This is a genomic window from Halodesulfurarchaeum sp. (genome assembly GCF_036626455.1).
Lineage (GTDB): Archaea > Halobacteriota > Halobacteria > Halobacteriales > Halobacteriaceae > Halodesulfurarchaeum.
This window is the reverse complement of sequence record NZ_JAZKRK010000044.1, coordinates 1-12,444: the sequence shown is the minus strand read 5'-3', so window position 1 is coordinate 12,444 and position 12,444 is coordinate 1. Positions and strand designations below refer to the sequence as shown.

11 protein-coding genes are annotated in these 12,444 nt (G+C 60.6%); 10 read left to right on the top strand and 1 reads right to left on the bottom strand.

Going from position 1 to position 12,444, the window contains the following annotated elements; genetic code table 11:
• The 10 genes from V5A26_RS10215 to psmB form a co-directional block, all read left to right on the top strand.
• The coding region (locus tag V5A26_RS10215) for a DNA-directed RNA polymerase subunit B'' (RefSeq protein ID WP_332322430.1) at nucleotides 1-849 on the top strand (849 nt) is incomplete at its 5' end.
• A 1-nt stretch (nucleotide 850) separates the two neighbouring features.
• Nucleotides 851-2,677 (top strand): DNA-directed RNA polymerase subunit B, encoded by a 1,827-nt coding sequence (gene rpoB / locus V5A26_RS10210; protein ID WP_332321842.1) that lies wholly within the window; start codon nucleotides 851-853, stop codon nucleotides 2,675-2,677.
• Complete coding sequence (locus V5A26_RS10205; protein WP_332321841.1) at nucleotides 2,678-5,590, top strand: DNA-directed RNA polymerase subunit A'; 2,913 nt, start codon at nucleotides 2,678-2,680, stop codon at nucleotides 5,588-5,590.
• The gene (gene rpoA2, locus V5A26_RS10200; RefSeq protein WP_332321840.1) at nucleotides 5,587-6,771 is read left to right on the top strand and encodes a DNA-directed RNA polymerase subunit A''; all 1,185 of its coding nucleotides are present in this window, start codon (nucleotides 5,587-5,589) and stop codon (nucleotides 6,769-6,771) included. The genes V5A26_RS10205 and rpoA2 overlap by 4 nt, the downstream gene beginning before the upstream one ends.
• A gap of 1 nt (nucleotide 6,772) precedes the next feature.
• Nucleotides 6,773-7,198, top strand: coding sequence for a NusA-like transcription termination signal-binding factor (locus V5A26_RS10195; RefSeq protein ID WP_332321839.1), 426 nt, complete (start codon nucleotides 6,773-6,775; stop codon nucleotides 7,196-7,198).
• Between the two features lie 124 nt (nucleotides 7,199-7,322).
• Nucleotides 7,323-7,751 (top strand): 30S ribosomal protein S12, encoded by a 429-nt coding sequence (locus V5A26_RS10190; protein ID WP_332321838.1) that lies wholly within the window; start codon nucleotides 7,323-7,325, stop codon nucleotides 7,749-7,751.
• Nucleotide 7,752: 1 nt separating this feature from the next.
• Nucleotides 7,753-8,382, top strand: coding sequence for a 30S ribosomal protein S7 (locus tag V5A26_RS10185; protein WP_332321837.1), 630 nt, complete (start codon nucleotides 7,753-7,755; stop codon nucleotides 8,380-8,382).
• A gap of 250 nt (nucleotides 8,383-8,632) precedes the next feature.
• Nucleotides 8,633-10,819: an elongation factor EF-2 gene (locus tag V5A26_RS10180; protein ID WP_332321836.1), complete on the top strand. Its 2,187-nt coding sequence runs from the start codon at nucleotides 8,633-8,635 to the stop codon at nucleotides 10,817-10,819.
• A 62-nt stretch (nucleotides 10,820-10,881) separates the two neighbouring features.
• Nucleotides 10,882-11,619, top strand: coding sequence for an archaeal proteasome endopeptidase complex subunit alpha (gene psmA, locus V5A26_RS10175; RefSeq protein ID WP_332321835.1), 738 nt, complete (start codon nucleotides 10,882-10,884; stop codon nucleotides 11,617-11,619).
• Nucleotides 11,616-12,302 carry an archaeal proteasome endopeptidase complex subunit beta gene (psmB, locus tag V5A26_RS10170; RefSeq protein WP_332321834.1) on the top strand — a complete coding sequence of 229 codons (687 nt, stop codon included), beginning with the start codon at nucleotides 11,616-11,618 and terminating at the stop codon, nucleotides 12,300-12,302. The genes psmA and psmB overlap by 4 nt, the downstream gene beginning before the upstream one ends.
• Here psmB and V5A26_RS10165 read toward each other — a convergent pair.
• On the bottom strand, nucleotides 12,299-12,444 hold a 146-nt coding region (locus V5A26_RS10165; RefSeq protein ID WP_332321845.1), incomplete at its 5' end, for a helix-turn-helix domain-containing protein. The two genes, psmB and V5A26_RS10165, sit on opposite strands and share 4 nt — an antisense overlap.

The window sequence follows — 12,444 nt, the reverse complement described above, 5'->3', positions numbered from 1 at the left end:
CTCGAATCCGACGAGGAGATCGTCCACCGCGTGAGCGACGACCCCGAGATCGTGAAGTTCATGCTCGAAAACCTGGAGGAAGCCGAGGTCCAGACCCAGGAAGACGCTATCGAGGAACTCGGCACACGAGTCGCCTCGGGCCAGGGCAAGAACTACCAACTCAAACGGGCGAACTACGTCATCGACCGTTACCTCCTGCCGCACCTCCACGAGGACGACGTCGAGGAGGAGGACGTTCGCATCAACAAAGCCTACTATCTCTGTCGGATGGCCGAAGCGGCCTTCGAACTCGCGCTGTACCGCCGCCAGTCCGACGACAAGGACCACTACGCCAACAAGCGCCTGAAAGTCTCCGGCGATCTGATGACTGATCTCTTCCGGACGGCGCTCAACAAGCTCGCTCGCGACGTGAAATACCAACTCGAGCGGGCCAACATGCGGAACCGGCAGCTCACGGTCACGACCGTGGTTCGCTCGGACGTGCTGACAGAGCGCCTGGAGCACCCGATCGCGACGGGGAACTGGGTCGGGGGTCGCTCCGGCGTCTCACAGCTCGTCGACCGCACCGACTACATGGGCGTACTCTCTCACCTTCGTCGGCTTAGGAGTCCGCTCTCTCGCAGTCAGCCACACTTCAAAGCCCGGGACCTCCACGCGACCCAGTGGGGCCGCATTTGCCCCTCTGAGACCCCGGAAGGCCCGAACTGTGGACTCGTGAAGAACTTCGCGCAGGCAATGGAACTCTCCCAGCACGTGGACGACGAACGCGAACTCAAGGGCGAACTCGCGTCCATGGGCGTCGAGGGGATTCCGGAAATCACCACCGATCATAAACCGGCAGACGATTAAAATGAGTCAGGGACGAGACGCGAAAGTCTATGTCAACGGGAGCCTCGTTGGGACCCATCCGGACCCCGACGGGCTCGCAGCACAGATCCGAGAGGCACGCCGACGCGGGGACGTAAGCGAGATGGTCAACGTCGCCGTCAACGAGCGTACCGAGGAAGTGATCGTCAACGCCGACGCCGGCCGGGCCCGCCGCCCGCTGCTGGTCGTCGAGGACGGCGATTCATTGGTTACCGAGGAAGACGTCGCGGCCGTCGAGAACGGGGACCTCGAATTCGAGGACCTGGTTCGGGCCGGCAAGATCGAGTACATCGACGCCGAAGAGGAGGAGGACATCCTCGTCGCGGTGTCAGAGGACGACCTCACCGAGGACCACACACACCTCGAACTCGATCCACAACTCATCTTCGGCATCGGGGCAGGGATGATTCCCTATCCCGAACACAACGCCTCGCCGCGCATTACGATGGGCGCAGGGATGATGAAGCAGTCACTTGGGCTGCCCGCAGCGAACTACCGTATTCGGCCGGACACCCGCGCACACCTCTTGCATTACCCCCAGAAGGGGATGGTCAAGACCCAGACCACCGACCAGATCGGCTACGACGAGCGCCCGGCCGGGCAGAACTTCGTCGTCTCAGTCATGTCCTACGAGGGCTTCAACATTGAGGACGCCCTGGTCATGAACAAAGGGTCGGTCGAACGCGGACTCGCTCGCTCGCACTTCTTCCGCACCTACGAGGGCGAGGAACGCCGCTACCCAGGTGGCCAGGAAGACCGCTTCGAGATACCCGACACGGACGTTCGGGGCTCTCGTGGCGAAGACGCTTACACGCACCTCGACGAGGACGGCCTCGTCAACCCGGAAACGGTCGTCGACGAGAACTCCGTGTTGCTCGGGAAGACCTCACCGCCCCGGTTCCTCGAAGAACCGGACGATATGGGTGGGCTCTCACCGCAGAAACGACGTGAAACCTCAGTCACGATGCGGTCTGGCGAGGACGGCGTCGTCGACACGGTCACGCTCATGGAAGGCGAGGACGGCTCGAAACTCGCCAAAGTCTCCGTGCGGGACGAGCGGATCCCCGAACTCGGGGACAAGTTCGCGTCACGGCACGGCCAGAAGGGGGTCGTGGGTCACCTTGCACCCCAGGAGGATATGCCCTTCACCGAACAGGGCGTCGTTCCAGACCTGGTTCTGAACCCACACGCCCTCCCGTCACGGATGACGGTCGGCCACGTCCTCGAGATGCTCGGCGGCAAAGCCGGCTCTCTCGAAGGGCGACGGGTCGACGGCACGCCGTTCACGGGCGAAGACGAATCCGAACTCCGCGACTCGCTTGAGGACCACGGCTTCAAGTCCTCAGGCAAGGAGGTCATGTACTCGGGCATCACCGGAGAGAAGATCGAGGCCGAGATCTTCGTCGGCACCATCTACTATCACAAACTCTACCACATGGTGTCGAACAAGATCCACGCCCGGTCGAAAGGACCGGTGCAGGTGCTCACCCGGCAACCGACTGAAGGTCGAGCCCGCGAGGGTGGCCTTCGACTGGGCGAGATGGAGCGAGACACGGTCATCGGCCACGGGGCCGCGATGGTGCTCAAAGAGCGTCTGGTTGACTCCTCGGACAAGGAGTACATCCACGTCTGTGGCAACTGTGGCATGACCGCCGTGGAGAACGTCAACGAACGTCGGGTGCACTGCCCGAACTGCGGGGAGGAAACCGACGTTCACGAGATCGAGATGAGTTACGCGTTCAAACTCCTGCTCGACGAGATGAAAGCACTTGGAATCGCCCCCCGCCTCGAACTGGAGGACGCCGTATAAATGTCAACTGGACAGAGCCCCAAGTCGATCGGCACGATCAGCTTCGGGCTGATGGACCCCGAGGAGTATCGCGATATGAGTGCCACGAAGGTCATCACGGCCGACACCTACGACGACGACGGGTTCCCCATCGATATGGGACTGATGGACCCCCGTCTGGGCGTGATCGACCCCGGTCTGGAGTGTAAGACCTGTGGCCAGCGCTCTGGTTCATGCAACGGCCACTTTGGCCACATTGAACTCGCTGCGCCGGTCATCCACGTCGGCTTTTCAAAACTTATCCGTCGGCTGCTTCGCGGAACCTGTCGGGAGTGCTCGCGATTGCTCCTCGACGAGGAGTCCCAGAATACGTATCGTGACGAACTCGAGCGGACCCGAAGTCTGGACAAGGACGTCGATGACGTGACGAAATCGGCAATCCGGGAAGCCCGGAAAACCGACGTCTGCCCGCATTGCGGGGAGAAACAGTACGACGTCAAACACGAGAAACCGACCACCTACTACGAGATCCAGCAGGTCCTCGCTGAGGACTACTCCGAGCGGATCGCCCAGGCGATGCAGCCCGATCCGGACGAGGAGGAGGCCGAGCCGGTCGCACCACAGGACCTGGCGGACGAGACCAATATCGCACTGGACCGGATCAACGAGATCATGTCCGGGGAGTTCCGCCCCCGGAAGGACGACCGGGACGCCATCGAGCGGGCACTTTCGACGGATCTCACCACCGAGGACATGAACAAGCTGATGCCCTCGGATATCCGGGACTGGTTCGAAGACATTTCGGACGAGGACCTGGAGGTGCTCGGAATCGATTCCGAACATTCCCGACCGGAGTGGATGATCCTCACAGTGCTGCCAGTGCCGCCGGTCACGACGCGACCGTCGATCACCCTCGACAACGGGCAGCGTTCCGAGGACGACCTGACCCACAAACTTGTGGACATTATCCGCATCAATCAGCGGTTCATGGAGAATCGCGAAGCGGGCGCCCCACAACTGATCATCGAGGACCTCTGGGAACTCCTCCAGTACCACGTCACGACGTTCATGGACAACGAGATCAGTGGCACCCCGCCAGCCCGTCACCGCTCGGGTCGACCGCTCAAGACTCTCTCACAGCGGCTCAAAGGCAAGGAGGGTCGCTTCCGTGGCTCACTTTCCGGGAAGCGGGTGAACTTCTCCTCCCGGACAGTCATCAGCCCAGACCCGACGCTGTCGCTAAACGAAGTCGGGGTTCCAGACCGGGTTGCCACCGAGATGACCCAGACGATGGTCGTCAACGAGAACAACCTCGAACGGGCCCGCCGTTACGTGTCGAACGGCCCTGACACCCATCCTGGCGCAAACTACGTGACTCGACCGGACGGACGCCGGGTTCGAGTGACCGAGAAGGTTTCGGAGGAACTTGCCGAACGCGTCGAAGCGGGCTGGGAAGTCCAGCGCCACCTCGTCGACGGGGACATCGTGATCTTCAACCGGCAGCCGTCGCTGCATCGGATGTCGATCATGGCCCACGAAGTCGTCGTGATGCCGTTCAAGACGTTCCGGCTGAACACGACTGTCTGTCCGCCGTACAATGCTGACTTCGACGGCGACGAGATGAACATGCACGCCCTACAAAACGAGGAAGCCCGGGCCGAGGCGCGGGTTCTCATGCGCGTGCAAGAGCAGATGTTGAGCCCGCGCTTCGGCGAGAACATCGTCGGCTCCATTCAGGACCACATTACCGGCACCTACCTGCTCACCCACACGAATCCAACCTTTAACGAGACACAGGCCTCAGACCTGCTCCGACAGACGAGTATCGACCAGCTTCCAGACCCAGCGATCGAAGAAGAGTCCGGCGAACCGGTCTGGACTGGACGGCAACTCTTCAGCGAACTGCTTCCAGCGGGACTGAACCTCGAGTTTATGAGTTCCGCCGGGGATACTGTCACTATCGATGACGGTACGCTCGAAGCGGGGACGATTGATGAGGACGCAGTCGGTGCCTTTGGAGGCGAAGTCGTCGACACGGTGGCCAAGCAGTTCGGAAAGACCCGAGCCCGCAAGCTGATCAACGAGATCTCGGCGCTCGCGGTCCGCTCGATCATGCACTTTGGCTTCTCGATCGGGATCGACGACGAGACGATTCCAGGAGCTGCCCAAGAACAGATCGACGAGGCCATCAATAACGCCGAAGCCAGGGTCCAGGAACTCATCACGACCTACGATCGCGGTGAACTCGAGAGTCTCCCAGGTCGAACGGTCGACGAAACCCTCGAGATGAAAATCATGCAGACCCTGGGGAAGGCCCGGGACTCCGCTGGTGACATCGCCGAGGAGCACTTCGCCGACGATAACCCGGCGGTCATTATGGCCCGCTCGGGAGCGCGTGGGTCGATGCTGAACCTCACGCAGATGGCTGGCGCAGTCGGTCAGCAGGCGGTTCGAGGTGAGCGGATCAATCGCGGATATGAGGACCGCACCCTCTCGCACTTCAAGCCGAATGACCTTTCGGCCGATGCCCACGGCTTCGTAGAGAACTCCTACACGGGCGGCTTGACTCCCAAGGAGTTCTTCTTCCACGCGATGGGTGGCCGTGAAGGGCTGGTGGACACGGCGGTCCGGACGTCGAAGTCCGGCTACCTTCAGCGACGGCTCATCAACGCCCTCTCGGAACTCGAAACCCAGTACGACGGCACGGTGCGGGACACGAGTGACACGATCGTGCAGTTCGAGTTCGGCGAGGACGGCACGAGTCCGGTCGATGTCTCTTCCTCAGTGGACCATACCATCGACGTGGATGGTATCGCCGATCGCGTTATCAACGCCGAATTCGCTGACGAGGCCGAGAAGGCCGCGTTCCTCGGCGAGCGCGACGAGGTGACGAACCTCTCTGAACACGGCGGAAGCTGGGAGGTGACACAATGACAGCAATTAGTGACGATATCAAGGCACTGGTCGAAGACGCCGATTTGAGCCGCCGCCTCAAAGACGAGGTCTATGAGAGCATCGAGGACCGTTCGGTCTCGACTGAGGAGGCCGCTGAAATCGTCGAGGCAGTAGAGGCAACGTATCGGGACACGCGGGTCGATCCGCTGGATCCGGTCGGAACGGTGTCGGCTCAGTCGATCGGGGAGCCGGGAACCCAAATGACGATGAACACCTTCCATTACGCCGGTGTGGCTGAGATCGACGTCACACAGGGCCTTCCGCGACTTATCGAACTCGTGGACGCCCGGAAGGAACCGGACACGCCGATGATGACTGTCCACCTCGCAAACGAGTATGCGACTGATCGGGACCGGGCCCACGAAGTCGTCTGGCAGATCGAGGCGACGAAGATCCTCGCGCTGGGCGACATTTCGACGAACGTCGCGGATATGATCGTCCGGATCGACCTCAATGAGGACACCCTCAGGGAACGCTGGCCGAGGGCAACGACGACTGAAGAAGTCGTCACCGAGATCGCCGATACGATCAGAGATTCAATTGGCGTCGAGGTTACACAGCAGGGGATGGTCCTCGAGTTCGGCCCCGAACGGCCGAGTTACCGGGAACTGCTGCAACTTGTCGAACAACTCCGAGACGTGGTCTTCAAAGGGATCGAGGAGATCTCACGCGTCGTCATTCGCAAGGAAGAGACCGAGTCCGGTGAAGAGTTCGTCCTCTATACCGAAGGCTCGGCGTTCAAGGATGTCCTCGATATCGAGGGCGTGGACGCCTCCCGATCGAGCTGTAATAACATCCACGAAATTTACGAGGTTCTGGGTGTCGAGGCTGCCCGCGAGACGATCATCGATGAGACCAGGGACACCCTGGAGGAACAGGGGCTGGGTGACGTGAACATTCGCCACCTCATGCTCGTGGCGGACATCATGACGAACGAGGGCACGATCGAGTCGATCGGCCGGCACGGGATTTCCGGCAACAAGAAGAGCGTGCTCGCTCGGGCGGCCTTCGAAGTGACTGTCAATCACCTCCTCGACGCCGCGGTCCACGGCGAAGTCGACGATCTCGACGGCGTGATCGAGAACGTGATTGTCGGGAAGCCGGTCCAACTCGGGACAGGTGACGTGGATCTACGGATGCAGGCCCGTCGATCCGACTAAAATGCGGGTCACACTGTCCGACGAAGCCCGCCAGCACATCGCGCTTTTCGAGGACGTCACCGGGGCGAGTGCAGTCGATTGTGTTGTCGACGAAACCCACGACCAGGTGTTGTTTGTGGTCGCGGCTGGCGAGATGGGCCAGGCGATTGGCCCGGATGGGCGGCGGGTTAATCGGTTGGAAGACCGTATCGGCGAGGACGTCGAACTGGTCGAAGACGCGCCGACTCCCGAGGGGTTCGTCGCGAACGCGCTCGCGCCCGCGGCGGTGTATAATGTCACACTCTCGGAGAACGACGATCTGGTCGCCTACGCGGAAGTCGATCACGCGGATCACGGCGCGGCGATCGGTGTCAACGGTCGAAATATCGAGGCCGCAAAACGACTTGCCAATCGGCACTTCGACGTGGACGATATCCAACTCACCTAACCTGAGTCGAGCGGACAGTTTTTTCTCATTCCCGCGCAGCGGGGGTTTGGGGCTGTGTTTCGGCCTCACTCAAATTTGAGACGGAAAGACGGAGTTTAAGTACGTGGGTAGGTTACTCGGGCGTATGTCGAACGGCAAGTACGCCGCCCGTAAACTCAAGAAGGACCGCCAAAATCACCGGTGGTCCGACTCCGAATACGCGCGGCGAGAGCGAGGCCTCCGTACCAAGTCAGATCCGCTGGAAGGTGCACCACAGGCCCGTGGCATCGTCCTCGAGAAAGTCGGCATCGAAGCCAAACAGCCCAATTCCGCGATCCGGAAGTGTGTCCGGGTCCAACTCATCAAGAACGGCAAACAGGTCACTGCCTTTGCCCCTGGTGACGGTGCGATCTCCTTCATTGACGAACACGACGAGGTCACTATCGCCGGCATCGGCGGAGCCAAGGGTGGCTCCATGGGCGACCTTTCGGGTGTCAATTACAAGGTCGAGAAGGTAAACGGCGTATCGCTCATCGAACTCGTGCGCGGAAACGCGGAGAAACCGGTGCGATAACATGGCCGAGGAAAAATCCGACACCGACGTCGACGCCGATGCAGAACCCGATGAGGATGTTGAGAAGGAAACGGCCGTAGCCCAACTGTTCGGTCGCTGGGATGTCACTGGTATCCAGTACACCGACCCGAGTACCCGACGCTACATCACGGTCACTCCGGTTGCCCACACGATGGGTCGCCACGCCGCCAAACAGTTCAAGAAGTCCGAGATCAGCGTCGTTGAGCGCCTCGCGAATCGTCTGATGCAGACCCAGGAGAACACGGGCAAGAAGCAGAAGACACTCAAAATCGTCAGGGACGCCTTTGAAAGCGTCCACGAGAAAACCGGCGAAAACCCGATTCAGGTGCTCGTCCGAGCCCTCGAGAACGCCGCGCCGCGGGAAGAGACTGTCCGCCTGAAGTACGGTGGGATTTCGGTTCCGAAAGCAGTCGATACGGGACCGCAGCGACGCGTCGACCAGGCACTGAAGTTCATCGCGGAAGGGACCTACAACGCCTCGTTCAAGACGCCTAACGACGTCGAGGACGCCCTCGCCCAGCAGCTCACCGGCGCTGCTGAGGGTGACGTGCAGACCTATGCCGTCAATCAGAAAGAGGAGAAAGAACGCGTTGCGGCCGCAGCCCGCTAAGCACGATCTTCGTGCGCTTCGTTCTCTTGTTTTCTGCCAGGCGGAGCGACAGTGCTATTCTTTGCGGCCACAAATAAGGGACCCGCTCGCCTCCTTCGGGTCATTTCCTTTGTCCCGCCTCTATCGGCCAAATTCCCTCGCGACGTCTCCAATCGACCATTATCTCTCGTCATTGGTGCGTGTGTGCATGACGGCGTCTTAGCCCGAAACACTACCCTTTTGAACCTCCTCATGAAACTACAGGTTAACAATGGGCCGACGTAAGAAAATCGTCCAACAGTGTGAGCGACTCATGGATCATCCCGATCAGATCCGGAACATCGCTATCGCCGCTCACATCGATCACGGCAAAACCACGCTCACTGACAACCTCCTCGCTGGGGCCGGCATGATTTCCGACGATCTCGCTGGCGAACAGCTGGCGATGGACACCGAGGAGGACGAGCAGGAACGAGGAATCACCATCGACGCGGCGAACGTTTCGATGACTCACGATTACCGGGACACCGAGTATCTGGTCAATCTCATTGACACGCCGGGCCACGTCGACTTCGGCGGCGACGTCACCCGGGCGATGCGGGCCGTCGACGGGGCACTGGTGGTCGTCGACGCCGTCGAGGGGACGATGCCCCAGACCGAGACGGTCGTTCGTCAGGCGTTGCGAGAGAACGTCAAGCCGGCCCTGTTCATCAACAAGGTTGACCGCCTGGTCAACGAACTCCAGGAGGGCCCCGAAGAGATGCAGAAGCGCCTCCAGGCCGTCATTCGCGATGTTAATGAACTCATCCGCGGAATGGCCGAGGAGCGCTACGAGGAGGAGAACTGGAAGGTCAGTGTCGAGGACGGCACGGTCGCCTTTGGTTCTGCCCTCTACAACTGGGCGATCAGCGCCCCGTCGATGGCTGAAACCGGGATCAACTTCGGCGACGTCATCGACATGGAGCGAAACGACAAGCGCGCTGAACTCCACGAGAAGTCCCCACTTTCGGACGTCGTGCTTGACATGGTGGCCGAGCACTTCCCGAACCCAGTCGAAGCTCAGCCCGACCGGATTCCGACGGTTTGGCGTGGTGACCCCGAGTCCCAACTCGCTGAAGACATGGTCCTGGTCAACAAGGACGGCGAGGTCGTCTTCATGGTCACCGACATTTCGATGGACCCACACGCGGGTGAAATCGCGACTGGCCGTGTCTTCTCCGGGACCCTCGAGGAAGGCCAAGAGCTCTACGTCTCCGGGACTGCCGGGAAGAACCGTCTGCAGTCCGTCGGCGTGTTCATGGGTGGCGAGCGAGAGGAAGTCGAAGAAGTCCCGGCCGGCAACGTCGCGTCGGTGACTGGGCTGAAAGACGCTATCGCTGGCTCTACGGTTTCCTCGATCGAGATGACGCCGTTCGAGTCCATCGAGCACATCTCAGAGCCCGTCATCACGAAGTCCATCGAGGCCCAGAAGATGGACGACCTTCCCAAACTGATCGAGGTGCTCCAGCAGGTCTCGAAGGAGGACCCGACGATTGGTGTGGAGATCAATGAGGACACGGGCGAGCACCTTATCTCCGGGCAGGGCGAACTCCATCTCGAGGTCATCACCCAACGCATCGAGCGTAACCAGGGTATTCCGGTCAGGACCGGTGAGCCGATCGTCGTGTACCGGGAAGCACCCACCCAGGAATCCGAAGAAGTGGAAGGTATTTCGCCGAACCGTCACAACCGCTTTTACGTCACGGTCGAGACTCTGAGTGACGAGGTCACCGATACAATCAAACTCGGTGAGGCGTCGATGGACATGCCCGAACAGGAGCGCCGAGAAGCCCTTCAAGAGGCGGGAATGGAGAAGGAGACCTCACAGGACGTCGAGGACATCATCAACACGAACGTCTTCATCGACGACACGAAAGGAATTCAGCACCTCAACGAGACGATGGAACTCATCATCGAGGGCCTCGAGCAAGCCCTCGAAGACGGTCCCCTCGCCGCCGAGCCGGTCGAAGGCGCATTGGTTCGCCTCCACGACGCTCGGCTTCACGAGGACGCCATCCACCGTGGTCCCTCCCAGGTCATTCCGGCCATGCGGGAGGCTGTCCACCGCGCCCTGATCGACGGAGAGATCCGCCTGCTCGAACCGATTCAGGACGTTCGTATCGACATCCCGTCCGAGCACATGGGTGCGGCTTCCGGCGAGATTCAAGGTCGCCGTGGCCGCGTCGACGACATGTACCAGGAAGGAGACTTGATGGTCGTCGAGGGTATCGCGCCCGTCGAAGAAATGATCGGCTTCTCCTCAGATATCCGCTCGGCCACTGAGGGTCGTGCCTCCTGGAACACCGAAAACGCCGGGTTCCGGGTGCTCGTCGATAACCTTCAGCCTGAGAAGATCAACGATATCCGTGTGCGCAAGGGCATGAAAACCGAACTGCCCAAAAGCATCAACTACTTTTAAAAAGCTCTCCGGGTCCGGCAAGCCTTTACCCGCCGCGGGGCAACATTCGTGCGAACGAACCTATGCAGGGTCAACAGCAACAAGCCTACGATCGGGGGATTACCATTTTCTCCCCGGACGGACGGCTGTATCAGGTCGAGTACGCACGAGAAGCAGTCAAACGAGGGACGCCGTCGGTCGGAGTCCGGACCGAAGAAGGGGTTGTCCTCGCCGTAGACAAACGCTCTCGCTCACAGCTGATGGAGGCCGACTCCATCGAAAAACTCCACAAAGTCGCCGATCACGTCGGTATCGCGAGTGCGGGCCACGTGGCTGACGCCCGTCGGCTCATCGACTTCGCCCGTCGCCGGGCCCAACTCGAAGAACTCCGCTACGAGGAACCGGTCGACACCGAGGTCCTCACAAAGGCAGTCACCGACAACATTCAGCAGTACACCCAGATGGGCGGGGTCCGGCCCTTCGGTGCCGCGTTGCTGATCGGTGGTGTTTCCAACGGCGAACCACGGCTTTTCGAAACGGACCCGAGTGGGACCCCCAACGAATGGAAGGCCGTCGCCATTGGCGCAGACCGGTCGGAGATTCAGGACTACCTCGAGGAACACTGGGGTCCGGACCTAACCCTCGAAGCGGGCATCGAACTGGCGCTTGGCGCACTTGCCACCACCAGGGACGAAGCGCTCGAAGCCGAAGAACTGGCGATGGGCGCAGTCGAAGCCGAGACGGCGATTTACAGCCGCCTTGGGGAATCCGAAATCAACGCCCACCTCGAGGAAGTTGACCTGGAGGAGGACGAAGAATGAACATCTCGGACCCGTACGAACCGGAAATCGGCACCGTCCCCGAGGAGACCGCCGGGAGCGACGAGGTCCAGAGCGCCAAGACCGGCACCACTTCGATAGGAGTGACGACGGCGGAGACGGTCGTGATCGCAACTGACCGGCGGGCAAGTCTTGGGGGTCGGGTCGTCTCGAACAAGAACGTGACCAAAGTCGAGCAGGTCCACGACCGGGCCGCGTTGACGATGGTTGGGTCGGTCGGTGGCGCGCAATCGTTCATCCGCTCCATCCGGTCCGAGGCCAAACTATACGAGGCCCGCCGGGGTAAGCCAATGTCGATCGATGCGCTTGGAACCGTGGCCTCGAACTTCCTTCGTGGCGGTCCGTTCTTCATGATCAACCCTGTTCTTGGTGGTGTCGATGAAACGGGCTCCCACGTCTACAGCATCGACCCGATGGGTGGTCTCAGTGAGGACGATTATGTGGTGACAGGGAGTGGCATGCAGTTCGCGTTGGGAGTCCTCGAACAGGAGTATGAGGACGATCTGACACACGAGGACGGAATCGAAATTGCGACCCGAGCAGTCGAGAGTGCGACCGAGCGTGATACCGCGAGCGGGAACGGCGTAACGATAGCGGAAGTGACTGAGGATGGGGTTGACATCCACAGTCACGAAGACATCGACGACGTGCTGGAAAGCGCTTAACTCGGCGATCCGTCGTCGAGCAGGACGGAAAACACCTTCTTTTGGGCCGTTCGTAAGTGCTGGAGAAACGTCGACTGGGAGATCGCCATCGTCTCGGCGATCTCTTCCCCGGAGTTCTCCCTGGGCCAGTCGAAGAAGCCGG